Here is a 22284-nt window from a genome sequence, read left to right as displayed (position 1 = left end):
CTGCTTTTTTGCTGATTCGCTTTGCTTGCAATCCATCCGAACCGCAGCACCAAACTTCGTCAGCAGAGCCAAAGATTATGACACGCTTTTTTCAGCACCGTCAAGCCTCTTCAGCCCGCCTTCACCGCACACATCCACCGCGTCAAAAAGCAGCTTAGCGAACAGCGAAGCCTTCGACTGTAGCACATGCGCGCGTCGACCAGCTAGTCATTACCAGCGCGCCTGGTCAAACTGCCTCAGGACTCACCTCGCCACGCTGGCGCGTTCCCGATGCCGCCATCGATGCGACGCGAGCCTGGGCCACAGCGGAGGCGTGCCACTGCTGAGATGCCCTCAGTTGGTCGTGTACCAATGGCTCGCACAGCCAGCGCATCCATGTCGCAGGCGATCTGCCAACCGCATTGACCACGCTCTGGTTCCGCCCAGGCTGGCTTGCAAGGCTGACTGCAGTTCGGCCCCTTAAACTGAGGTGCGGCGTTCAGCCGGCTCTGCGCTGAGCCCCACGCTCTCGCTGCCGTCCCCTCTCCACCAGGCACCGTCCCGACCTTGCAGTCCCTCCAAAACGAAGGCTTCGCCGAACAACATCCGTCCCAGGCGGGCTGGGTGCTGCAGACCGAGGGCTTGGCCGTGCAACGTGGCGATCGCACCCTGATTGCCAACCTGGCGATCGAACTCGCGCCTGGGTCCGTCACGTGGCTGCGCGGCCGCAATGGACGCGGCAAGACCAGCCTGCTGCGCCTGCTCGCAGGTCTCTCGACGCCTGCCGCCGGTGCAATCCGGATTGCGGGGCGTTCACCGCACGAAGGCGGCGCAGCCTGGCGACGCCATCTGGTCTACATCGGCCACCAGAACGCTCTGAAGGACGACCTCAGCGTGACGGAGGCCCTGCGCTTCCTCGCGCAGTTGCACGGCCTCCCTTCTGCGGAGGCGCCTTTGCACCTGGCCCTGCAGCGCATGGGTATCGCCGACCGTCGGTACGCTCCCGTGCGCACCCTCAGCCAGGGCCAGCGCCGCCGCGTGGCCTTGGCACGGCTGGCTCTTCATCGAGACAGCCCCTTGTGGCTGCTGGACGAGCCCTTCGACGCACTGGACGTCGAGGGCATTGCCGCACTGAACTCGGTGATCAGCGAGCACGCTGCCCGCGGCGGCTGCGTGCTGCTCACCAGCCACCAGGCGCTTAGCCTTACCAGCCCTGTGCCTGCAGTGCTCGATCTCGACGCGGCCGTGCCGCGGCGCCGGCCTGCCTGATCCGGGAAGTCGAGATGACGCCACCCGCCTCACCGTTGTCCGCCCTGGCGCCTGCAGCCCAGGAAGTCTCAGCCCGCGCGGTGTTCACGGCCGTGCTCTTGCGCGATCTGAAGCTGGCTTCTCGCCGCCGCGTCGATGCCCTGCTGCCCCTGGCCTTCTTCATGGTGGCCATCAGCCTTTTTCCTTTGGGCGTAGGTCCTGAGCCAGGCATGCTGCGCAACATCGCGCCAGGCATCGTGTGGGTGTGCGCGCTGCTCGCCAGCATGCTGTCGGTGGGCTCGCTTTTTGCGGCTGACCACGCCGACGGCTCGCTGGAACAGATGCTGCTGGCACCCACATCGGCCCTCGCCGTGGCCGCAGCCAAGTGCGGCGCCCACTGGCTGCTGACGGGGCTGCCGCTCATCGTCGCGACGCCGCTCGTCGGCCTGCTTTTCGGCATGTCGGCCGACGCGGTGCTGGCTTTGCTGGCGGGCCTCGCGCTGGGCACGCCCATCCTGAGCCTGCTTGGCGGTCTCGGCGCGGCACTGACGCTGGGCCTGCGCAGCGGCGGCATGCTGCTCATCCTGATCGTGCTGCCGCTGGCCATACCGGCGCTCATCTTCGGCGCAGGTGCGGTGGGCATGGTGGAAGCCGGCATGTCGGCCCGCGGACACTTCTCCTTGCTGGCCGCCCTGCTGATCACCACGGCAGTGGGCGCCCCGATGGCCATCGCTGCGGCGCTGCGCATTTCCACCGAATGAGACCCTTCTGTACGAGGATTCGAGCGTGACCGACGCCCCTGCCCCCAAAAGCGCCCCCGGCTTTCGCTTCTTCACCTTCGCCGCCCCGTCGCGCTTCTATGCGCTGGCAGGTTGGCTCGTGCCGTTGTGCTGGGTGGTCTGCATCGGTTTTGCCGCTGCCGGCCTGTACGTGGGCTTCTTCGTCGCTCCCACAGACGCCACCCAGGGTGACGCCTACCGGATCATCTACATCCACGTGCCTGCAGCCTGGATGTCGATGGTGCTCTACCTCGTGATGGCCTTCTGGGCCGGCATCGGCTGGGCCTTCAACGCCCGCATGGCCTCGGTGCTGGCGCGTGCGATAGCCCCCACGGGCGCGATGTTCACGTTTCTTGCACTATGGACCGGCGCGGTCTGGGGCAAACCTACATGGGGCACTTACTGGGTGTGGGATGCCCGCCTGACCACCGAGTTGATCCTGCTGTTCCTCTATCTGGGCTACATCGCCCTCGTCAATGCCATCGACGACGTGCGCCGCGCAGACCAGGCCGGCGCGCTGCTGGCCCTGGTGGGCAGCATCAACGTGCCCATCATCTATTTCTCGGTGAAGTGGTGGAACACGCTGCACCAGGGCGCCACCATCAGCATGACCGCCGCGCCGAAGATGGCCAGCACCATGCTCACGGGCATGCTGCTGATGACGGTGGCCTGCTGGGCCTATGCCTTTGCGGTGGTGTTCATGCGGGCGCGGGCGATGACGCTGGAGCGTGAAGCCCATGCCGGATGGGTGGCCGCCCTCGCCCGGGGGAGAATCGCACGATGAACTGGAACAGCGCCGCCGAGTTCTTCCACATGGGCGGCTACGGATTTTTCGTCTGGACAAGCTATGCGGTGTGCGCCGTGTGCATGCTGGCCGAGCCCCTGCTGGCGCGCGCGCGCCACCGGCAAGCGCTGCGCGACGCCGAGCGCGCGGCCACCGAGACCGAGGAGATGACATGAAACCCCGCCACAAGAAGCTGGCCGCGATCGGCGGCCTGGTCTCCGCCGCCGGCATCGTCGTGGCCCTGGTGCTCAACGCCTTCGAGAGCAACCTCGTGTTCTTCTATTCGCCCACGCAGGTGGCCGCGAAAGAGGCACCGACGGCACGCACCTTCCGCGTGGGCGGCCTGGTCGAAGAAGGCTCGGTCAAGGTGGACGGCACCCTGGTGCAGTTCGTCATCACCGACACCGCGCAAAAGGTGCCCGTGCGCTACACCGGCATCCTGCCTGACCTGTTCAAGGAAGGCAAAGGCGTGGTGGCCCAAGGCCAACTGCGCGAGGGCGTGTTCGAGGCGCGCGAGGTGCTGGCCAAGCACGACGAAAACTACATGCCGCCCGAAGCCGCCGAGGCCCTGAAGAACGCGCAGACCGGCGACCACAAGCAGATGAGCCAGACGCTCTACAAGGGCGCCAACCCCGGCAGCGGCAGCCAGACGCAGGGCCAGACGACCTACGGAAAGGGAGCCCCGCAATGATTCCGGAACTCGGCCACTTCGTCCTGTGGCTGGCGCTGGGGCTGTCGCTGGTGATCGGCACCGTGCCGCTGGTCGGGGCGCAGAAGGGCCGCAACGACTGGATGGCTCTCGCGCGGCCGGCCACGCAATGGCTGTTCCTGCTGGTGCTGCTGCCCTATCTGGCGCTGACCTGGGCCTTTGTCGAGCACGATTTCTCGGTGCTCTATGTCGCGCAGAACTCCAACAGCGAACTGCCCCTGCACTTCCGCATGGCCGCCGTGTGGGGCGGCCATGAAGGATCGATGCTGCTGTGGCTGGTGATGCAGGTCGGCTGGATGCTCGCGGTGGCCCAGTTCAGCGAGCGCCTGCCACTGCCCGTGCTGGCTCGCATCCTGGCCGTGATGGGCTGGCTGACGGTGGGCTTCCTGCTCTTCACGCTGGTCACTTCCAACCCCTTCGATCGGCTGAACCCGGCACCACCTGACGGCCGCGACCTGAACCCGCTGCTGCAGGACCCGGGCATGATCTTCCACCCGCCCATGCTCTACATGGGCTACGTGGGCTTCTCGGTGGCCTTCGCCTTCGCCGTGGCGGCGCTGATCGGCGGCAACCTCGATGCGCAATGGGCGCGCTGGACGAGGCCCTGGACCACCGCCGCCTGGATCTTCCTCACGCTGGGCATCGCGCTGGGCAGCTGGTGGGCCTATTACGAGCTCGGCTGGGGTGGCTGGTGGTTCTGGGATCCGGTGGAAAATGCCAGCTTCATGCCCTGGCTGGTGGGCACGGCGCTGATCCACTCGCTGGCCGTGACGGAAAAGCGCGGCGCCTTCAAGGCGTGGACGGTGCTGCTGGCGATCTCGGCCTTCTCGCTGAGCCTGCTGGGCACCTTCCTTGTGCGCTCGGGGGTGCTGTCCTCGGTGCACGCCTTCGCCACCGACCCCAAGCGCGGCCTCTTCATCCTGGCCTTCCTGGCGGTGGTGATCGGTGCCTCGCTGGCGCTTTACGCCTGGCGTGCGCCCAAGGTGGGCCTGGGCGCGCGCTTCGCCCCGGTCTCGCGTGAAGGCTTTCTGCTCGCCAACAACGTGCTGCTCGTGGTGGCCACGGCCGCGGTGCTGCTTGGCACGCTCTACCCATTGCTGCTGGACGCGCTGAACCTCGGCAAAATCTCGGTCGGCCCGCCCTACTTCGACACCGTGTTCGTGCCGCTGATGGCGCCGCTGGTGTTCCTGATGGGCGTGGGCACCCTCGCCCGCTGGAAGAACGCCGAACTGCCCGACCTCGCCAAGCGCCTGCGCTGGGCGGCCGTGGTGGCCGTGCTGTGCGCGGTGGGGGCCGAACTCGCCGAAGGCCGCATCTCCTGGCTGGGCGGACTGGGCCTGGTGATGGGCTTCTGGGTCTTCGCTTCGGTGGCCACCGACCTCTGGGAGCGGGTGCGCCCGGCGGGTGGCGTGCAAGGGTCGCTGCTGCACCGCTTCAACCAGATCCCGCGGGCGATGAAGGGCATGATGCTGGCGCACCTGGGCATCGGCGTCTTCATCATCGGCGTCACCATGGTGCGCACCTACGAGGTGGAGCGCGACCTGAACATGGACGTCGGGCAAAGCGCCGAGATCGCCGGCTACACCTTCACCTTCCAGGGGGTGCGTGATGTCGAAGGCCCGAACTACCGGGCCGCACAGGGCCTCGTCGTGCTCAGCAAGAACGGCAAGGAACTGGCGCAGTTGCGCCCGGAGAAGCGTGTCTATCGCGTGCAGCAGAACCCCATGACCGAAGCCGCCATCCGCAGCCGGCCGATGGGCGACATCTACGTCTCGCTGGGCCAGGCCACACAGGGCACAGCCTGGGTGGTGCGGCTCTACTACAAGCCCTTCGTCACCTGGATCTGGGGTGGATGCGTGCTGATGGCCCTGGGCGGCGTGCTGGCCGCGGCCGACCGCCGCTACCGCACGGCACGCCGCGAGCAGACCGCAGGCGCGCCAGCCGCCGGGGCGGCCTCGGCATGAAGCGTTGGCACTACCTGGCACCGCTGGGCGCCTTCGTCGTGCTGCTGGGCTTCCTGGGGGTCGGCCTGAGCTTGAATCCGCGCGAGGTGCCTTCGCCGCTGATCGGCAAGCCCGCGCCCGACTTCACCCTGCCGCGGCTGGACGACGCCAAGCAGGCCTTGAGCCGCCAGGATCTGGCCGGCAAGGTGTGGGTGCTCAACGTCTGGGCCTCGTGGTGCGTGCCCTGCCGTGAAGAGCACCCGTTGCTGGTGGAGTTCGCGCGGCAGCGCGTGGTGCCGCTCTACGGCCTGAACTACAAGGACAAGCCCGGCGACGCCATCGCCTGGCTGGGCCGCTATGGCAACCCCTACACGGCGACCGTGAGCGACCTGCAGGGCAAGGTGGGCATCGACTGGGGCGTCTACGGCGTGCCTGAAACCTTCGTCATCGACAAGCAGGGCGTGGTGCGCTTCAAGCACATCGGGCCGCTCACGCCGCAGGTGCTGCGCGAGCGCATCCTGCCGCTGGTCAAGGAACTCAATGCGTAAGTGGATGCAGGCGGCCCTCGGGGCCGCCACCCTGGTGGCGGCGTGCCTGGGGCCCGCCGCCACCGCGCTGGCGCAGCCGTCCGCGGGCCCTGCGCCGGGCAAGCTCGCGCAAGAGGCCAGCGCAGACCCTGCACTGGAGAAGCGCGTGCTGGCCATCGCCGCGGAACTGCGCTGCCTCGTGTGCCAGAACGAGACAATCGCCGCCAGCCATGCCGATCTGGCCGTGGACCTGCGCAACCAGGTGCGAGAGATGTTGCGCCAGGGCCGCAGCGAGCGCGAGATCCTCGATTACATGACCGCGCGCTACGGCGACTTCGTGCTGTACCGCCCGCCGGTCAAGCCCACCACGGCCCTGCTCTGGTTCGGCCCTGCCGTGCTGCTGGTGGGCGGCCTGATGGGCCTGTGGCTGGTGCTGCGCCACCGCGCCCGCCTGGCACCCGAGGCCTTCGAGGCCGATGAAGACGACCCCGACGCCGCGCCCAAGGCGCGCTCCTGATGAACGCACCGATCGACACCCTTCGCCAGCGCTTGCAACAGCTCAAGACGCTGCACGACGAGGGCACACTCAGCGCCGAGGCCTATGCCGAGGCCCGCACCCCGCTGGAGCGCCAGCTGCTCGATCACGTGATGGTGGCCGGCCCAGCGCCCGAGCGCCCTTCGCGCCGGCTGGTGGGCGGTAGCGTGGCGGCTGTGCTGGCGCTGGCGGTGGCGGGCTATGCCGTGTTCGGCTCGCCCGGCCTGCCCAGCGCGGGTGCGCCGGGGTCGGCCAGCCCCGCAGCGGCCGCGGCCCCGCAGCTCACTGAACAGGAATTCATCGCCGCGGTCGACAAGCTCGCCGCGCGCATGAAAGAGGAACCCGGCAACGCCGAAGGCTGGGGCCTGCTGGCACGCTCCTACGTGCGCCTGGGGCGCCATGCCGATGCCGTACCGGCCTTTGCCAAGGCGGTGGCCATCGTCGGCGACGACCCCAGCCTGCTGGTGGACTGGGCCGACGCGCTGGCCATGAGCAACGGCCGCGTGCTCGAAGGCGAGCCGCTCGCGCTGGTGGAGCGGGCACTGAAGTCCGACCCCGACAACGGCAAGGGTCTCGCGCTTTCGGGCACGGCCGCCTTCAACCGCAAGGACTACAAGCTCGCGGTGCAGCGCTGGGAGCGGCTGGCCAGCGTGTCGCCGCCCGACAGCAGCTTCCTGCCGCAGTTGCAGAGCAGCATCGACGAGGCGCGCAGCCTGGCCGGCCTGCCGCCTGGCCCACGGGTCGCCGCGGCGGCTGCGCCTGCCCCAGGCATCGCTGCGGCCACGCCAGGTTCGGCTTCGGCAGCAGCCTCCGGCGCCGTGATCACGGGCACCGTGAGGCTGGCACCCGCCCTGGCCGCGCAAGCGCGCCCCGAGGATGTCGTCTTCGTCTTCGCGCGCCCGGCGGAGGGTGCGCGCATGCCGCTGGCCATTCTGCGCTACCAGGTGAAGGACCTGCCGGTCAGCTTCCGGCTCGACGACAGCCTGGCGATGTCGCCGGCGATGAAGCTCTCGGCCTTTGCGCAGGTGGTGGTGACCGCCCGGGTCAGCAAAAGCGGCCAGGCCGCACCCGCGCCGGGCGACCTGAGCGGCCAGTCGCCTGCTGTCGCCAACCAGACGCAAGGGCTCGTGGTCGAGATCAACGAGGTCGTGAAGCCCTGAGGCCGCACGGCAGCCCGAGGCCTTCGGCCCGTTTCAGGGCGGCAGGTCTTCCACGTCGGCCTGCGCCGCGGCGGCCCATTCCTCTTCGCTGAAGACACGCACGCCAGCGGACAGCAAGGCGGCCGTGGTGACACCCGGCAAAGGCACGCGCGCGCCGCTGAAGCTGCCGTCGTAGGTCCAGGCACTGCCGCAGGAGGGGCTGCCCGCCTTCAGCACCGCCACGCGCACGCCGTGCTGCCGCACGAGGGCCAGCGCGGCCTCTGCGCCGCGTTCGAAGGCCGCCGTGACATCGCCACCACGGAGGTCGCGCACGCGTGCCACACCGGCCCGCACGGCAGCCCCGCCGGCGCTGGCCTCGATCTCGGCAGGCAGCCGCGGCACGGGCAGCCCGCCAGCGACTTCGGGGCACAGGGGCAGCACGCGGCCTTGCTGCCGCCAGGCCTGCAACACCGGATGGTCGCTGCCCTTGTCGCTTCCGTCGTGGCGCACCGCCTGCCCCAGCAGGCAGGCGCTGACCAGCACGGGCGGGCGCGCTGGCTTCATCGGCCGGCGCACCGCTTCATGCAATGCGGCGGAAGTGCTGGTGCCGCAGCACCGTCCAGCCCACCGCGAAGGCCACGAAGACACCCAGGCCGAGCAGGAAGAGCTGCTTGTCCAGCACGGGGGCCTGCGGCGAACCCAGGTGAGCCGCCACCACGCGCCAGAACACGAAACACATGAAAACCGACAGCGCCGTTGCGAACACCGCCGCATGCGCTTCGAGGTAGGCCACGGTCGCGTTGCGGCGAGGCTCTGCGTACCAGTGCTCGGGGTTGGGAATGCGCGTGCGCGACAGGCGCGAGTTGCGCATCTGGAGCAAGGCAGTCACCGTCGGCATCACCGAGGCCAACAACAGCATCAAGCCGATGAAGGTCTCGCGCGACATCCAACTGACCACCACGCCCTGGCTGTCGAAGCGCGAAGCCACCTGGGCCGGCAGCATCTGCCCCGACCACCAGACGAAAGCGGCACTGGCCAGGGCCACGAAGGCAAGCAGCAGACGGAACATGGCAAGCGGTGCGCGCTGTGGCGAAAGTGGCAGAAAGAGGCTGCATTTTGCTTGCAACCCTGCATCCAGACAGCACGGCCTCACGTATCACGGGGGCGTACCGATGCAGCCGATGACGACGCCCACGCACCCACGATGGAGACCCACCCCACCATGACCCTGACGCCCCACCGCCGCACCGCGCCCCTGCGCGCCCGCCGCCTGGCCCTCGGCTCGGTCTGCGCCGCCGCCACCGCCGCACTCCTGGCCGGTCCGGCGCAAGCCGGCACCGGCAAGCTGCTGCTGACCGGCGGGGTCAGTTCCGTGGAGGGCGCCGCCGGCGGCGGGCTTTCGCCGTGGGCGCTCATCGGCACGCAGGCCACCGAAGGAGAGATCGGCGCCAGCGCCTTTGTCAGCCGCGCGGTCACGCACGACTACGCGCTCACGGCCGGCGGTGCCGCTTTCGCATGGAACAACCGGATCGAGCTCTCGGTGGCGCAGCAAGCCCTGAGCACCGGCGTCACCGGTCGCGCGCTGGGCCTGCCGGGCCTGCGCCTGCGCCAGAACATCGTCGGCCTGAAGGTCCGCGTGGCCGGCGACGCCGTGCTCGACAGCGACACCTGGCGGCCGCAGGTCGCCGTGGGCCTGCTGGCCAAGGAGTTACAGGACAGCGGCCTCAGCGGCACGCTGCGTGCCCTGGGCGCGCGGCCACGCGACACCGAGGCCTACATCAGCGCCAGCAAGCTCTTCCTGGCGCAAGGCCTGCTGGTGAACGCCACGCTGCGCCTGACGCGTGCGAACCAGGGCGGGCTGCTGGGCCATGGCGGCCACATCGCCGGGGCGGTGGACGAGCTCAGCTACAGCCTGCAGCCCGAAGTCTCGGTGGCGTGGCTGCTGAACCGGCGGGTGGCGGTGGGCGCCGAGTGGCGCCGCATGCCCGACAAGTTGCGCCGCGCCGGCGAGGCGGCCGGCCTGGGCAGTGGCCTTCGCGCCAAAGACTGGACCGACGTCTTCGTCGCGTGGGCCCCGAGCCCGCACCTCTCTCTCACGGCGGCTTGGGTGAACCTGGGCCCTGTCGTGCCCGCCACCACCGAGCAGCGCCGCCAGACCGGCGCCTACCTCTCTGCGCAGATTGCGTTCTGACCCACCTCGAGACTCCACCATGCCGCAACGCATCTCCCTCCTCCGCTGCCTCAGCGCGGCGGCGCTCGTCTCGGCCACGGCCGCCGCGCTGGCCCAGCCCGCACCGGGCCAGGGCAGGCCCCCCACCTCGGGCACGGGCGCCGACCGCGCCACCGCTTACCCCGTGGCGCCGGCCCCGGGCCTGTACCAGGCCCTGGGCGAGCGTGCCGGCCTGCAGGCCTTGATGACCGACTTCGTGGCGCGGCTGCGTGCCGACAGGCGCATCGGCCACCAATTCAAGGACACCAACGCCAAGGAACTCGCGGCCCGGCTCACCGAGCAGCTGTGCCTGCTCAGCGGCGGCCCCTGCCGCTACGAGGGCGCCTCCATGAAGGACGCACACGCCGACCTCCAGATCACGCGTGCCGACTTCAACGCGCTGGTGGAAGTGCTGCAGCAGGCCCTCGACGCAAGAGGCGTCCCCTTCACGCGGCAGAACCAGTTGCTGGCGCTGCTGGCGCCGATGCACCGCGACATCGTCGCACCATCAACCGCGCCCGCACCATGAAGGCGGTCGTCCTCCAAAGCCTGGTCATGGCTGCAGCGGCCCTGCTGGCCTTGCCCGCGGCCTGGGCTGCCACGCTGCAGATCAGCGTGCTGGCCGCCGACGGCCAGCCCCTGGCCGATGCCGTGGTGGTGCTGGAGTTGCCACCCGGCAGCCCGGTGCCCAAGCCCACGCCCGTGCGCACCACGGTCCAGCAGGAGCGCCTGCGCTTCCAGCCTGCATTGCTGGTGGTGCCCGTGGGCTCGGCGGTACGCTTCACGAACATCGACCCCTTCGACCACCATGTGCGCGGCCGCCCGGCCGCCGACGGGCTCTCAGCCCCGGCGTCGGCAGGCTTCGAGCTGCGCCTGGCCGGTGCGGCCGAGGGCCGCACCGGCGGCAGCCAGGAGGTGGTGATGGGCCAGGCAGGCCCGGTGGAACTGGGTTGCCACCTGCACAGCCGCATGCGCGGCCACATCTACGTGGCCGATTCGCCCTGGGTCGTGAAGACCGATGGCAACGGGCAGGCCATCCTCGGCGACGTCCCCGATGGCGCGGCCCGGCTGAAGGTCTGGCACCCTGACCAACTGGTGCCTGCCACGCCGATGGCCGTGACGGTGCGGGGCGACGCCGCGGTGCGCATGAGCACCGGCATCACGCCGCGCCAACGCAGGCGCTGAACGAACACCACAGCCCGCCGCAGGCAACGGGGCTCAGGGCTCTGCGACGCTCCTGCCATACCGGGCTGCGGCAGCCGCCAGCCGGCTGCGCACGGCCTGCACCAGTTCGGGCGGGGCCAGCACCTGCACCTGCTCGCCCTGGCGCAGCACGTCCATCACCACCTCGGTGTCGTCCACGTAGGGCAAGCGCAGCTCGAAGCGACCGTCGTCGAGCCAGCGGCCCTCTTGCTGCGGGTGCCACTCTTCGCGGCTGGCCCACTGCGCGGCCTGCACGTCGAAGACCAGCACCGCCCAGCGCGGGGTGGCGCCGGCGAAGATGCCGTAGCCGGCGTCCATCTCCGCCTGCACGCGTTTCAGCGCGATCTCTCGCGCGGGCTTGGCCTCCAGCACGGTGGCTTCCTGCACCGCGTCCAGCGCAAAACGGCGCAGCGCCTCGCTGCGGTGGCACCACGCGTCCAGGTACCAGGTGTGGCGGTAGTGCACCAGGCGCTGCGGCGAGACCTCGCGCTCGCTCAGCTCACGCCGCGTGCGCGCCAGGTAGTGCAGGTGCAGCCGCTTGCGCGCCAGCAGCGCGGTGCTCACGCGTTCGAAGAAGCGGCTGGGCACCGGGCGGCGCAGCGCGCTGACGATCTTCACGCGCTGCATCAGGCGCTCGGCCGCGGCTTCGTCGCCTTCGGCAGAGCCGCTCTTGAGCAGTTCGCGGATGCGGTCCAGCAGCGGCTGCAGGTGGCGGCTGAGCAGGCCGTCGCTGTCCAGCCCGGCCAGCAGTTGCTGCGCCATCAGCAGCGAGTAGAGCTCGGCCTCGTCGAACCACAGGCCCGGCAGCTCGTGTTTCGGCCCGGCGTAGGGGCTGGTGCCGAAGCGGTAGCCGTTGACATCGCGGTCGTACTCGATGGGCGCGCCCAGTCGGCTGCGCAGGTACTCCAGGTCGCGCTTCAGCGTGGCGCGGCTGACCTCCAGCTCTTCGAGCAGCGTCTGGAAGCTGACGTGCCCGCGCGCCCGGATCAGCGATTCGATGCGGTACAGGCGCGCGGTGTTGTTGGCCAATCGCTGCCTCGCGCGCTCAGCTCAGGCCGATGATCTGGCCGGCTTCGTCCAGGTCGATGTGCTCGGCCGCCGGCACCTTGGGCAGGCCGGGCATGGTCATGATGTCGCCGCAGACCATCACCACGAACTCGGCACCGGCGGCCAGGCGCACCTCGCGGATGTCGAGCACGTGGCCGCTGGGCGCGCCGCGCTGGCTGGGGTCGGTGCTGAAGCTCACCTGCGTCTTGGCCACGCACACGGGCAGGTGGCCGTAGCCGGCCTCCTGCAAGGCGGCGATCTGCTTGCGCACGGCACTGCTGGCGCTGATGTCGGCGGCGCCGTAGGTGCGCGTGGCGAGCTTGCGCACCTTCTCCCACAGCGGGTCGGCGTCGTCGTAGGCGAAACGCAAGGTGCTCGGCTGTTCGCAAGCCGCCACCACCGCCCGGGCCACATCGGCCGCGCCCGGCCCGCCTTCGGCCCAGTGGCGTGCCGTCAGCACCGGCACGCTGCCGCCCGTGAAGGCCCCCAGGCGCTCGCGCAGCAAGATGTGTTCGGCTTCGGTGTCGGCACTGAAATGGTTGATGGACACGACGCAGGGCAGGCCGAAGACCTCGCGCAGGTTGTGCAGGTGGCGCTGGATGTTGGCCAGCCCGCGCTCCAGTGCGCCCAGGTCTTCTCGGCCGAGGTCGGGCACGGCCACGCCGCCGTGGAACTTCAGCGCGCGGATGGTGGCCACCAGCACGGCGGCTGATGGCGCCAGCCCGGCCTTGCGGCACTTGATGTCGATGAACTTCTCGGCCCCCAGATCGGCGCCGAAGCCGGCTTCCGTCACGACGTAGTCGGCCAGCTTCAGCGCGGTGCGCGTGGCCATCACGCTGTTGCAGCCGTGCGCGATGTTGGCGAAGGGGCCGCCGTGCAGCAGCGCGGGGTTGTTCTCGATGGTCTGCACGAGGTTGGGCGCCAGCGCGTCCTTCAGCAGCACGGCCATGGCGCCGTGCACCTTCAGGTCGGCCGCGGTCACGGGCTTGCGGCCGCGGGTTTCGGCCACCACGATGCGGCCCAGCCGCGCCTTCAGGTCGGCCAGGCTGGTGCTCAGGCAAAGGATGGCCATCACCTCGCTGGCCACCACGATGTCGAAACCGTCCTGCCGCGGGAAGCCATTGCCCGGCCCGCCCAGGCCCACGGTGATGTCGCGCAAGGCGCGGTCGTTCATGTCGACCACGCGCTTCCACACGATGCGGCGCACATCGATGTCCAGCGCGTTGCCATGGTGGATGTGGTTGTCCAGGCAGGCGGAGAGCAGGTTGTGCGCCAGCGCGATGGCCTGGAAGTCGCCCGTGAAGTGCAGGTTGATGTCGTCCATCGGCACCACCTGCGCGCGACCGCCGCCCGTGGCCCCGCCCTTCAGGCCGAACACCGGCCCGAGGCTGGGTTCGCGCAGCGCGATCAGCGCCTTCTTGCCGATGTGGTTCAGCGCATCGCCCAGGCCCACGGTGGTGGTGGTCTTGCCCTCGCCGGCCGGTGTGGGGCTGATGGCCGTCACCAGGATGAGCTTGCCGTCGGGCCGCCCTTCCAGGCCGTGGATGTAGGGCAGCGCGAGCTTGGCCTTGTGGTGGCCGTAGGGCACCAGGTGTTCGTCGGGGATGCCCAGGCGGTCTTGGGCCAGGTCGGTGATGCGGCGCAGGCGGGCCTGGCGGGCGATCTCGATGTCGCTGAGGGGCAAGGGTGTCTCCTGGTCGCCGCACGGCAGTGGCGGCTTGGCGCTTCATTGTGCCGGCCTGGGCGCACGGGTGTCGGCGCGCCAGAATGCCGGGCCATGGCCCAAGCTGCGCTTTTCGATGCCGATCTGCCTCCAGCCAGCGGTGGCGTGCAGCCGGCGGCAGTCGGTGCCGAGTTGCGCGCCCTGGCCGCGCGGCTGCACCAGCGCTTTGGCGGGCGGCTGCACCTGGGCACCTCGTCGTGGCACTTCCCAGGCTGGGCCGGGCAGGTGTACGGCCGTGCCTACCCCGAGGCGCGCCTCTCGCGCGAGGGCCTGGCCGCCTACGCCCAGCACCCCTTGCTGAACACCGTCAGCCTCGACCGCGCCTTCTACAGGCCGCTGGACCCCGGCACCTACCGTGCGCTGGCCGCGCAGGTGCCTGCGAGCTTCCGCTTCGTTGTCAAGGCACCGGCACTCCTGAGCGACGCCACCGAGCGCGACGCCGCCACCGGTGCCGCGCTGCGCGAGAACCCGCAGTTCCTGGATGCCGATGCCGCCGTGGCACTGTGCGCGCGGCCGGCGGCCGAAGGCCTGTGCGACCGGCTCGGCGTGCTGGTTTGGCAGCTTTCGCCCCTGCCGCGGCGCTGGCTGGAGGACGAGCCCGCCTTGCTGCGGCGCCTGGGGCGCTTGTGGCAGGCCGTGGAAGCAGTGCTGCCGCGGCAGGCCCAGCAGGCGCTGGAACTGCGCGATCCCTCGCTGCTGACACCCACCCTCGCCGCCACGCTGAAGTTCCATGGCGTGCGCCCGGTGCTCGGCCTGCACGACCGCATGCCCGCGGCCGAGGCGCAATTGCCGCTGCTGCGCGCCACCTGGCCAGGCGACCTGGTGTGCCGATGGAACCTGCAGCGCGGCCAGCGCTACGCCCAGGCGCGGGACGCGTGGGCGCCCTTCGATCGCCTGCAGTCCGAAGACCTGGCCACGCGCCAGACCCTGGTGAAGGTGGTGATCGCCACCCTGCAGGCCGGCCGCGCCGCCTTCATCACCATCAACAACAAGGCCGAGGGCTGCGCCCCGGCTTCGGTGCTGGCCTTGGCCCAGGCCCTGGACAGGGCCGCCTGAATCAGCCGAAAGACATCAGCCGAAAGATGCCTGCGAGAAAGCGCGCGCAAAGCAAAACGGGCCCTGAGAAAACTCAGGGCCCGTCTGCTTCTTGGGGCTTGGCGGAGTCGGAGGGATTCGAACCCTCGATGCAGGTTTTGCCCACATACTCCCTTAGCAGGGGAGCACCTTCGGCCACTCGGTCACGACTCCAGCGAAGGATCCGCATTCTAGCCTGAACTTCGGACCGCCCTTCGCGGCGCGCCCGAAGTTTCAGCTTCAAGCCGAGGGCTGGTCGAGGTCGAAAGCCTTGTGCAGCGCACGCACCGCGAGCTCCATGTACTTCTCGTCGATCACCACGCTGGTCTTGATCTCGCTGGTGGTGATCATCTGGATGTTGATGCCCTCTTCCGAGAGCGTGCGGAACATCGTGCTGGCCACCCCCACGTGGCTGCGCATGCCGATGCCGACGATGCTCACCTTGCAGATCTTGGCGTCGCCGATCACGCGGGCGGCACCGGTGGCCGGCAGCACGGTGTTCTCGAGCACGGCCATCGTGCGCGCGTAGTCGTTGCGGTGCACGGTGAAGCTGAAGTCGGTGCGACCGTCGTGCGAGACGTTCTGGATGATGACGTCGATGTCGATGTTGGCATCGGCCACCGGGCCCAGGATCTGGTACGCGATGCCCGGCTTGTCGGGCACGCCGATGACGCTGATCTTTGCTTCGTCGCGGTTGAACGCGATGCCGGCCACGACGGCTTGTTCCATCTTCTCGTCTTCCTCAAAGGTGATCAGGGTGCCCGAGCGGGCCTCTTCGTCCAGCGGAATGTCCCAGGGCGTGAAGCTGCTCAGCACCCGCGTGGGCACGCGGTACTTGCCCGCGAACTCGACGCTGCGGATCTGCAGCACCTTGCTGCCCAGGCTGGCCATCTCGAGCATCTCTTCGAAGCTCACGGTGGACAGGCGGCGCGCCTCGGGCACGACACGCGGGTCGGTGGTGTAGACGCCGTCGACGTCGGTGTAGATCAGGCACTCGTCGGCCTTCAGGGCCGCGGCCACGGCCACGGCCGAGGTGTCGCTGCCGCCCCGGCCCAGCGTGGTGACGTTGCCCTGGCTGTCGATGCCCTGGAAGCCGGTGATGATGACCACCTTGCCGGCGGCCAGATCGGCGCGCACGCGGGTGTCGTCGATGCTTTCGATGCGGGCCTTGGTGAAAGCCGAGTCGGTCTTGATGGGCACCTGCCAGCCGCCGTAGCTGACGGCCGGCACGCCCTGCGCCTGCAGCGCCAGGGCCAGCAGGCCCACGCTGACCTGCTCACCGGTGGCGGCCAGGGCATCGAGCTCGCGCCGCGCCTCGTCGGTGCTGGCCACGGCCGCGTCGGGCACCAGTTCCTTGGCCAGGCCGAGCAGCCGGTTGGTCTCGCCGGACATGGCCGAGGGCACGACCACGAGCTGGTGGCCGGCGCGCACCCACTTGGCCACGCGCTGCGCCACGCTGCGGATGCGTTCGGTCGACCCCATGGAGGTGCCGCCGTACTTGTGAACGATCAATGCCATCGCTGATTGCCGCGCGCGGCGGCGGGAGTGTCGAGCCGGTGTCGTTGCCGCAGCGCCTCAAGGGCGGGGTCTGCGTGCAACAAAACCCGGCATTTTAGCCGCCGGGCTGACGCGGCCCTGGCGCATCCGGGCACCAGCGCAAGGCGCGCTGCGGCTCGCCGCGCGCCGCCCGCAGCGTGGCGTCGACGCCCAGGCCGGGCGCGTAGAGCAGCCGGCCATCGGCCAGCCAGAGCAGCGGGCCCTGGCGCGCCCAGGCCGGCACGCCGGCGGCCTGGTACTGCTTCTTCAGCGAGCGGGCCAGGCCGCGGGCGGCCAGGTGGAAACGTTCACCGCCGGTGCGCGGCGCCACACGCACGGCCTGCAGCAGCGCAGGCGAAACGCCGTCGTGCGTGCTGTCGCTGACCTCGAAACGCCCGCCCCAGCCGGGCAGGGCGACGAAGCCCGGGGTGGAGAGGTCGAGCGCCGGCAAGGGCGCAGCCAGCACTGGCGGGCTGGGCGCGGGCACGCAGCGCAGGCGCCCGCGGTACAGGCGCAGCACGGCCTCCGGTGCCGGCCACTGGCCGCCGCGGCGGCCGGGCAGTTCGTCGATCAGGCGGTCCAGCAGGGTCTGCGGCCAGCGGCCGGGCAGCGCCCCCGTCAGCCAGGCCTGCAGGGCATTGCGGCGGCGCGCCGGCGGCAAGGCGGCCCAGGGCGCCAGCAGCAGCGCTCCGTCTTCGCACAATGGCGGCAGGTCGACGGCTGCCACCTCCGCGGCCAGGGCCGCAGCCTGCGCGGCGTGGCGCGCGGCCTGCACGAGCGTGGCCTCGGTGTCGTCGAAGGCCGCGTTGAGCACCGGCCACACCCGCTGTCGCAGGCGGCTGCGCGCATAGCGCCCGTCGGCGTTGCTCGGGTCTTCCACGTGGCGCAGGCGGTGGCGCTGCACATAGGCCTGCACCGCCTCGTGCGGCTGCTGCAGCCAGGGGCGCGCCCAGGTGATCTGGCGGCGCTGCGCCAGCGCGGGCATGGCCGCCAGGCCCGCCGGACCGCCGCCGCGCAGGGCCTGCAGCAGGAAGGTCTCGGCCTGGTCGCGCCGGTGGTGGCCAAGCAGCAACAAGGAGCACTGGGCCTCGCCCGCCATGTCGGCCAGCGCACGGTAGCGTTCACGCCGGGCCCAGGCCTCGACGCTGTCACCCGCTTCGGGCGCACCCGTCAGGCGCCGGCTCAGGAAGGCGGCGCCCCAACGCCGCGCCTGCAGGCGCACCTGCTGCTCCCAGGCGTCGGCCTCGGCCTGCAGCCCGTGGTGCACGTGCAGCGCCCACACCTGCAGGCCCAGCGGCAAGGCTGCACGCAGCGTGGCGTGCAGCAGCGCCGTCGAATCGCGGCCGCCGCTGACGGCCACGGCAACGCGCCCGCTCGCGGTGTTCAACGTTCCTTGGTGTCGGTGTAGCGGCCGTAGCTGCGCAGGCGCTCGTAGCGCTGCTGCAGCAGGGCGGCGGGCTTGAGGTCGGCGGTGTGGCGCAGCGCATCGGCCAGCGCGCGCTTGAGCTGCGCGGCCATCCAGGGCACGTCGCGGTGGGCACCGCCCACGGGCTCGTTGACGATCTTGTCGATCACGCCCAGCGCCTTCAGGCGGTGCGCGGTGATGCCCAGGGCCTCGGCCGCCTCGGAGGCCCGCTCGGCCGTCTTCCAGAGAATGGACGCACAGCCCTCGGGCGAGATCACCGAGTACACGCTGAACTGCAGCATCAGCACCTGGTCGGCCACGCTGATGGCCAGCGCACCGCCGCTGCCACCCTCGCCGATGATGGTGCTGATGATGGGCACCTCCAGTTGCGCCATCTCGAAGATGTTGCGGCCGATGGCCTCGCTCTGGCCCCGCTCTTCGGCGCCGATGCCGGGGTAGGCGCCGGGGGTGTCGACGAAGGTGAAGACCGGCATGCCGAACTTCTCGGCCAGCTTCATGAGGCGCAGCGCCTTGCGGTAGCCCTCGGGGCGGCTCATGCCGAAGTTGCGCAGCGTGCGCTCCTTCGTGTCGCGGCCCTTCTGGTGGCCTAGCACCATGCAGGCCTGGCCGTTGAAGCGCGCCAGGCCGCCGACGATGCTGAGGTCGTCGGCGTAGTGCCGGTCGCCGTGCAGTTCCTGGAAGTCGGTGAAGATCTCGTTGACGTAGTCCAGCGTGTAGGGCCGCTGCGGGTGGCGCGCGATCTGCGTCACCTGCCAGGGCGTGAGCTGGCTGTAGATGTCGCGCGTCAGCTGCTGGCTCTTCGCGGCCAGGCGTTCGATCTCGTCGCTGATGTCGACGGCCGACTCGTTGTGCACGTAGCGCAGCTCGTCGATCTTCGACTCCAGGTCGGCGATCGGCTGCTCAAACTCCAGAAAGTGCCTTTTGCTCAAGGTCAGTACTCCACGGGGAGAGGGTCCAGGCTGCGCCAAATGTACCAAGTGGCGACCGAGCGGAACGGCGCCCAGGCTTCACCCACCTCGCGCGCCTCGGCGCGGGAGACGGGCTCGCCGCTGAAATAGTTCAGGCTGATGCCCTTGAGGAGGCCCAGGTCGTCCAGCGGCAGCACGTTCGGGCGCAGCAGGTGGAAGATGAGGAACATCTCCGCCGTCCAGCGCCCGATGCCGCGGATGGCCACCAGCTCGGTGATGATGGTCTCGTCGTCCATGCCTTCCCACTGCGCGGGATGAACCTGGCCGTCACGGAAGTGGCGCGCGAGGTCGAGCAGGTACTCGCACTTTCGCGCAGAGAGGCCGGCCTCGCGCAAGCGGGGCGTGTCCACCGCCAGCACTTCGGCGGGCTGCAGCCGCGTGGCGGGGCTGCCGACGGCCAGCGCGAAGCGCTCCCAGACGCTCTGCGCGGCCTTCACGCTGATCTGCTGACCGACGATGCTGCGCGCCAGCGTGGTGAAGGCGTCGCCGCGGCTTTGCAGGCAGGCCTCGCCGAACTTCGGGATCAGCTTCTTCATCACCCGGTCGCGCTTGGCCAGGTGCTTGCGCGCCTCTTCCCAGTAAGCCGGCAGCATGGCAGCCGGCACCGCGGCGGTCTGGGCCATGCTCAAGCCTTGACCCAGGTCGTGCCTTGCGGCCCGTCCTTGAGCTCGATGCCTTGCGCCAGCAGTTCGGCGCGGATGCGATCGGCCAGCGCGAAATCGCGGGCCTGTTTGGCCGCGGCGCGCGCGGCAATGCGTTCGGTGATGGCCGCTTCATCCAGCCCGCTGCCGCCCTGCAGGTAGGCCTGCGGCGCCTGCTGCAGCAGGCCCAGCACACCGCCCAGGGCCTGCAGCAGCGGCGCGTCGGCATGCTCGCCACGGTTCACGCTGCCTGCCAGGTCGAAGAGCACGGCCACGGCGCCGGGGGTGTTGAAGTCGTCGTCCATGGCCGCCTTGAAGGCGGCGGCGCGCGGCTCGGCCCAGTCGATGGCGGCCAGCGCCGGCTGCGGCCCGGCCGCCTGCAGCGCGGTGTACAGGCGCTTGAGCGCCGTACGCGTTTCGTCCAGCAGCTGGTCGCTGAAGTTGAAGGGGCTGCGGTAATGCGTGCGCAGCATGAAAAAGCGCAGCGTCTCGCCGTCGTAGCGCTTCAGCACGTCGGCGATGGTGAAGAAGTTGCCCAGCGACTTCGACATCTTGGTGTCGTCGACGTTGAGGAAGCCGTTGTGCATCCATGTGCGCACGAAGGGCTGGCCGCTGGCCCCTTCGCTCTGCGCGATCTCGTTCTCGTGGTGCGGGAACTGCAGGTCCATGCCACCGCCGTGGATGTCGAAGGGCTCGCCCAGCAGCGCGCAGCTCATCGCCGAGCACTCGATGTGCCAGCCTGGCCGGCCCGGGCCCCAGGGGCTGGGCCAGACGGCATCGGCCGGCTCGTCGGGCTTGGCGTGCTTCCAGAGCACGAAATCCAGCGGGTCTTCCTTGTCGTCCTGCACGGCCACGCGCTCGCCCGCACGAAGTTCGTCCAGGCTCTTGCCACTGAGCTTGCCGTAGCCTGGAAAGCGGCGCACCGCATAGTTCACATCACCGCCCTGGGCCTGGTAGGCAAGACCGCGTTGCTGCAACTGGCCGATGATCGACAGCATCTGCGGCACGTAGTCGGTGGCACGCGGCTCGTGCGTGGGCGGCAGCGCGCCCAGTGCGGCGAAATCGCTGTGCATGGCCGCGATCATCTCGTCGGTGAGCTGGCGGATGCCGATGCCGCGCTCGAGTGCGCGGCGGATGATCTTGTCCTCGATGTCGGTGATGTTGCGCACGTAGGTGACGCGCCAGCCGCTGGCCAGCAGCCAGCGGTAGGCCGTGTCGAAAGACAGGATCATGCGGGCGTGGCCCAGGTGGCACAGGTCGTAGACCGTGATGCCGCAGACGTACATCCGCACGTGGCCGGGCTCGATCGGCTCGAAGGCTTCGAGCTGGCGTGTCAGGGTGTTGTGGATGTGCAGGGTCATGGACGCGGATGGGGCCGAGGGGCTGGGCGGCCGGCTTCCCCAGGTCACCGGCCCAGGTCGCCGGTGCGACCTGCGCCCGTGCACCGCGGGCCGCCCGTTCGCCTTGCAGAGGCAGCACGGCCCGCGTGAAGCGGGCCGGCGCAAGGTGAGAACGGGGTGGAAACGGGGTGGAAGCGGGTCGATAGAATCCATTTCAGTATAGCGGCCATGCCCGGCGCCCCGCCCCGCCCCCGCAACCCCAGACGGAGGCTCGGTGCCCGCCTTGAACGACCTGCCCATGCTGCCCGCGCCCCTGATGTCGCCAAGCCCTCTGCGCCGTCGCCGCCTGCTGCGCCCATGGGCCGGCGGCGTCTGGCTGTTCGCCTGGGTGGTCTGTGCCCCGTTTGCGTGGGCCGACGAGCAGGCAGAGGTGCGCAGCCTGCTGGCGCGTGGCGAACCGGCGGCCGCGCTGAAGCGCGCGGAAGCCGGCGTGGCCGCGCAGCCGCGCGATGCACAGTTGCGCTTTCTGCTGGGCGTGGCCTTGATGGACCTCGGGCGCGACGACGAAGCGCTGGCGCACTTCACGCGCATGGCGCAGGACTACCCAGAACTGCCCGACCCCCACAACAACATCGCGCTGCTCCACGCCCGCGCGGGCCGCCTGGAGGTGGCGCGCCAGTCGCTCGAGACCGCGCTGCGCAACGACCCCGGGCACCGCACGGCACGCATCAACCTCGGCCAGGTGCACCTGATGCTGGCAGTGCAGGCCTTCGAGGCCGCCAGTGCTGACGGTCCGCTGGACGCGCGCCTGCTGCGCCGCCTGGAAGCCGTGCGGGCCCTGTTGGCAGAAGCCCTGCCTGGGGCCCGCTAGACTCGCGCGCCGTCGGCTTCCCGAACTTCCCTTGCCCCCTCGTGTGGAGACATCGCCTTGAAACTGTTGCTGCGCCTGTTCGTCCTTGCCCTGCTGGCCTTCGGCCTCTCGGCCCACGCCCAGAAGGTGCGCCTGGCCACCTCTGAAGGCGACATCGTGGTCGTGCTCGACGCCGAGAAGGCCCCGAAGACCGTGGCCAACTTCGTGCAGTACGTGAAGGCCGGCCACTACGACGGCGTGATCTTCCACCGCATCATCGACGGCTTCATGGTGCAGACCGGTGGCTACAAGCGCGACCTGAGCGAGAAGCCCACGCGCAAGGCCATCCCGCTGGAAGCCGGCAATGGCCTGTCCAACGTGCGCGGCAGCCTGGCGATGGCGCGCACCAGCGACCCCAACTCCGCCACCTCGCAGTTTTTCATCAACGTCGTCGACAACCCGCGCCTGGACACCGCCGGCGGCGGCTACGCCGTCTTCGGCCAGGTCGTCGAGGGCATGGAAGTCGTCGACAAGATCAAGGCCGTGCCCACCCAGGAGCAAGGCGTTTTCAAGAACCTGCCGGTCACGCCCGTGACCATCCGCAAAGCCACGATGGAGAAATGA

At 69.9% G+C, this 22284-nt stretch carries 24 protein-coding genes and 1 tRNA gene; 15 read left to right on the top strand and 10 right to left on the bottom strand.

The genetic code is table 11. The features are described from left to right. The first annotated feature begins 603 nt into the window (after positions 1-603). The 9 genes from ccmA to ccmI are packed head-to-tail and all read left to right on the top strand — an operon-like array spanning position 604 to position 7664. A complete protein-coding gene (ccmA, locus tag EOE66_RS16025) occupies positions 604-1248 on the top strand; it encodes a cytochrome c biogenesis heme-transporting ATPase CcmA (protein ID WP_128229699.1) in 645 nt (214 codons plus the stop codon). A 14-nt stretch (positions 1249-1262) separates the two neighbouring features. Further along, positions 1263-1988, top strand: coding sequence for a heme exporter protein CcmB (gene ccmB, locus EOE66_RS16020; protein WP_128229698.1), 726 nt, complete (start codon positions 1263-1265; stop codon positions 1986-1988). A 25-nt stretch (positions 1989-2013) separates the two neighbouring features. Further along, entirely contained in the window at positions 2014-2790 is a 777-nt protein-coding gene (gene ccmC, locus EOE66_RS16015; RefSeq protein ID WP_128229697.1) for a heme ABC transporter permease CcmC, read from the top strand. Continuing rightward, positions 2787-2966 carry a heme exporter protein CcmD gene (ccmD, locus tag EOE66_RS16010; RefSeq protein ID WP_128229696.1) on the top strand — a complete coding sequence of 60 codons (180 nt, stop codon included), beginning with the start codon at positions 2787-2789 and terminating at the stop codon, positions 2964-2966. Before ccmC ends, ccmD begins: the two co-directional genes overlap by 4 nt. After that, positions 2963-3481 carry a cytochrome c maturation protein CcmE gene (ccmE, locus tag EOE66_RS16005; protein WP_128229695.1) on the top strand — a complete coding sequence of 173 codons (519 nt, stop codon included), beginning with the start codon at positions 2963-2965 and terminating at the stop codon, positions 3479-3481. Before ccmD ends, ccmE begins: the two co-directional genes overlap by 4 nt. Further along, positions 3478-5463: a heme lyase CcmF/NrfE family subunit gene (locus EOE66_RS16000; protein WP_128229694.1), complete on the top strand. Its 1986-nt coding sequence runs from the start codon at positions 3478-3480 to the stop codon at positions 5461-5463. The genes ccmE and EOE66_RS16000 overlap by 4 nt, the downstream gene beginning before the upstream one ends. Beyond that, positions 5460-5990 (top strand): DsbE family thiol:disulfide interchange protein, encoded by a 531-nt coding sequence (locus EOE66_RS15995; protein ID WP_128229693.1) that lies wholly within the window; start codon positions 5460-5462, stop codon positions 5988-5990. The genes EOE66_RS16000 and EOE66_RS15995 overlap by 4 nt, the downstream gene beginning before the upstream one ends. Then, entirely contained in the window at positions 5983-6486 is a 504-nt protein-coding gene (locus EOE66_RS15990; protein WP_245479060.1) for a cytochrome c-type biogenesis protein, read from the top strand. Before EOE66_RS15995 ends, EOE66_RS15990 begins: the two co-directional genes overlap by 8 nt. After that, positions 6486-7664, top strand: a complete 1179-nt coding sequence (gene ccmI, locus EOE66_RS15985) for a c-type cytochrome biogenesis protein CcmI (protein ID WP_128229692.1) — start codon at positions 6486-6488, stop codon at positions 7662-7664. Before EOE66_RS15990 ends, ccmI begins: the two co-directional genes overlap by 1 nt. A 33-nt stretch (positions 7665-7697) precedes the next feature. Here the strand turns inward: ccmI and EOE66_RS15980 are convergent, their stop codons facing one another. After that, on the bottom strand, positions 7698-8207 hold the full coding sequence (locus tag EOE66_RS15980; RefSeq protein WP_128229691.1) for a 2-thiouracil desulfurase family protein: 510 nt from the start codon (positions 8205-8207) through the stop codon (positions 7698-7700). A gap of 16 nt (positions 8208-8223) precedes the next feature. After that, on the bottom strand, positions 8224-8712 hold the full coding sequence (locus EOE66_RS15975) for an SdpI family protein (RefSeq protein WP_128229690.1): 489 nt from the start codon (positions 8710-8712) through the stop codon (positions 8224-8226). A gap of 153 nt (positions 8713-8865) precedes the next feature. On the opposite strand from EOE66_RS15975, the gene EOE66_RS15970 reads away from it, so the two are divergent. Genes EOE66_RS15970 through EOE66_RS15960 form a run of 3 tightly spaced genes read left to right on the top strand, consistent with a single transcriptional unit; the run spans position 8866 to position 11037 of the window. Continuing rightward, the gene (locus tag EOE66_RS15970) at positions 8866-9834 is read left to right on the top strand and encodes a DUF3034 family protein (RefSeq protein ID WP_128229689.1); all 969 of its coding nucleotides are present in this window, start codon (positions 8866-8868) and stop codon (positions 9832-9834) included. Between the two features lie 19 nt (positions 9835-9853). Then, a complete protein-coding gene (locus EOE66_RS15965) occupies positions 9854-10381 on the top strand; it encodes a group I truncated hemoglobin (protein WP_128229688.1) in 528 nt (175 codons plus the stop codon). Next, a complete protein-coding gene (locus EOE66_RS15960) occupies positions 10378-11037 on the top strand; it encodes a cupredoxin domain-containing protein (protein WP_128229687.1) in 660 nt (219 codons plus the stop codon). The genes EOE66_RS15965 and EOE66_RS15960 overlap by 4 nt, the downstream gene beginning before the upstream one ends. Before the next feature lie 33 nt (positions 11038-11070). Here the strand turns inward: EOE66_RS15960 and EOE66_RS15955 are convergent, their stop codons facing one another. Together EOE66_RS15955 and EOE66_RS15950 are read right to left on the bottom strand one after the other, a co-directional pair. After that, entirely contained in the window at positions 11071-12084 is a 1014-nt protein-coding gene (locus tag EOE66_RS15955) for a helix-turn-helix transcriptional regulator (protein WP_128229686.1), read from the bottom strand. A 16-nt stretch (positions 12085-12100) separates the two neighbouring features. Next, complete coding sequence (locus EOE66_RS15950) at positions 12101-13786, bottom strand: formate--tetrahydrofolate ligase (RefSeq protein WP_128229685.1); 1686 nt, start codon at positions 13784-13786, stop codon at positions 12101-12103. 93 nt (positions 13787-13879) lie between these two features. Between EOE66_RS15950 and EOE66_RS15945 the strand changes: the two genes are divergently transcribed. Continuing rightward, a complete protein-coding gene (locus EOE66_RS15945; RefSeq protein WP_128229684.1) occupies positions 13880-14881 on the top strand; it encodes a DUF72 domain-containing protein in 1002 nt (333 codons plus the stop codon). Positions 14882-14980: 99 nt separating this feature from the next. Here EOE66_RS15945 and EOE66_RS15940 read toward each other — a convergent pair. From EOE66_RS15940 to cysS, 6 genes are all read right to left on the bottom strand, one after another. Further along, positions 14981-15073 (bottom strand) — tRNA-Ser (locus EOE66_RS15940). A 66-nt stretch (positions 15074-15139) separates the two neighbouring features. Continuing rightward, positions 15140-16417, bottom strand: a complete 1278-nt coding sequence (locus EOE66_RS15935) for an aspartate kinase (protein ID WP_128229683.1) — start codon at positions 16415-16417, stop codon at positions 15140-15142. Positions 16418-16511: 94 nt separating this feature from the next. Continuing rightward, positions 16512-17822 (bottom strand): tRNA lysidine(34) synthetase TilS, encoded by a 1311-nt coding sequence (gene tilS, locus EOE66_RS15930; RefSeq protein ID WP_128229682.1) that lies wholly within the window; start codon positions 17820-17822, stop codon positions 16512-16514. Beyond that, positions 17819-18790 carry an acetyl-CoA carboxylase carboxyltransferase subunit alpha gene (locus tag EOE66_RS15925; protein WP_128229681.1) on the bottom strand — a complete coding sequence of 324 codons (972 nt, stop codon included), beginning with the start codon at positions 18788-18790 and terminating at the stop codon, positions 17819-17821. The genes tilS and EOE66_RS15925 overlap by 4 nt, the downstream gene beginning before the upstream one ends. A 2-nt stretch (positions 18791-18792) precedes the next feature. Next, positions 18793-19452 carry a DNA-3-methyladenine glycosylase family protein gene (locus EOE66_RS15920; protein ID WP_128229680.1) on the bottom strand — a complete coding sequence of 220 codons (660 nt, stop codon included), beginning with the start codon at positions 19450-19452 and terminating at the stop codon, positions 18793-18795. A gap of 2 nt (positions 19453-19454) precedes the next feature. Continuing rightward, positions 19455-20831, bottom strand: coding sequence for a cysteine--tRNA ligase (gene cysS / locus EOE66_RS15915; RefSeq protein WP_128229679.1), 1377 nt, complete (start codon positions 20829-20831; stop codon positions 19455-19457). Between the two features lie 295 nt (positions 20832-21126). Between cysS and EOE66_RS15910 the strand changes: the two genes are divergently transcribed. Further along, a complete protein-coding gene (locus EOE66_RS15910) occupies positions 21127-21681 on the top strand; it encodes a tetratricopeptide repeat protein (protein ID WP_128229678.1) in 555 nt (184 codons plus the stop codon). 57 nt (positions 21682-21738) lie between these two features. Continuing rightward, positions 21739-22284, top strand: coding sequence for a peptidylprolyl isomerase (locus EOE66_RS15905; protein WP_375137484.1), 546 nt, complete (start codon positions 21739-21741; stop codon positions 22282-22284).

Origin of the sequence: Rubrivivax rivuli (assembly GCF_004016505.1) — a bacterium.
Taxonomy (GTDB): Bacteria; Pseudomonadota; Gammaproteobacteria; order Burkholderiales; family Burkholderiaceae_C; genus Rubrivivax; species Rubrivivax rivuli.
This window is presented reverse-complemented; position numbering and strand designations above follow the sequence as displayed.

Coding starts and splice junctions, on each gene's coding strand:
- ccmE (WP_128229695.1), top strand. CDS start 2,963: ATGAAACCCCGCCACAAGAAGCTGGCCGCGATCGGCGGCCTGGTCTCC.
- EOE66_RS15945 (WP_128229684.1), top strand. CDS start 13,880: ATGGCCCAAGCTGCGCTTTTCGATGCCGATCTGCCTCCAGCCAGCGGT.
- EOE66_RS15935 (WP_128229683.1), bottom strand. CDS start 16,417: ATGGCATTGATCGTTCACAAGTACGGCGGCACCTCCATGGGGTCGACC.
- EOE66_RS15980 (WP_128229691.1), bottom strand. CDS start 8,207: ATGAAGCCAGCGCGCCCGCCCGTGCTGGTCAGCGCCTGCCTGCTGGGG.
- EOE66_RS16000 (WP_128229694.1), top strand. CDS start 3,478: ATGATTCCGGAACTCGGCCACTTCGTCCTGTGGCTGGCGCTGGGGCTG.
- ccmD (WP_128229696.1), top strand. CDS start 2,787: ATGAACTGGAACAGCGCCGCCGAGTTCTTCCACATGGGCGGCTACGGA.
- ccmI (WP_128229692.1), top strand. CDS start 6,486: ATGAACGCACCGATCGACACCCTTCGCCAGCGCTTGCAACAGCTCAAG.
- EOE66_RS15920 (WP_128229680.1), bottom strand. CDS start 19,452: ATGGCCCAGACCGCCGCGGTGCCGGCTGCCATGCTGCCGGCTTACTGG.
- EOE66_RS15965 (WP_128229688.1), top strand. CDS start 9,854: ATGCCGCAACGCATCTCCCTCCTCCGCTGCCTCAGCGCGGCGGCGCTC.
- ccmB (WP_128229698.1), top strand. CDS start 1,263: ATGACGCCACCCGCCTCACCGTTGTCCGCCCTGGCGCCTGCAGCCCAG.
- EOE66_RS15990 (WP_245479060.1), top strand. CDS start 5,983: ATGCGTAAGTGGATGCAGGCGGCCCTCGGGGCCGCCACCCTGGTGGCG.
- EOE66_RS15960 (WP_128229687.1), top strand. CDS start 10,378: ATGAAGGCGGTCGTCCTCCAAAGCCTGGTCATGGCTGCAGCGGCCCTG.
- EOE66_RS15910 (WP_128229678.1), top strand. CDS start 21,127: ATGTCGCCAAGCCCTCTGCGCCGTCGCCGCCTGCTGCGCCCATGGGCC.
- cysS (WP_128229679.1), bottom strand. CDS start 20,831: ATGACCCTGCACATCCACAACACCCTGACACGCCAGCTCGAAGCCTTC.
- EOE66_RS15995 (WP_128229693.1), top strand. CDS start 5,460: ATGAAGCGTTGGCACTACCTGGCACCGCTGGGCGCCTTCGTCGTGCTG.
- EOE66_RS15975 (WP_128229690.1), bottom strand. CDS start 8,712: ATGTTCCGTCTGCTGCTTGCCTTCGTGGCCCTGGCCAGTGCCGCTTTC.
- EOE66_RS15970 (WP_128229689.1), top strand. CDS start 8,866: ATGACCCTGACGCCCCACCGCCGCACCGCGCCCCTGCGCGCCCGCCGC.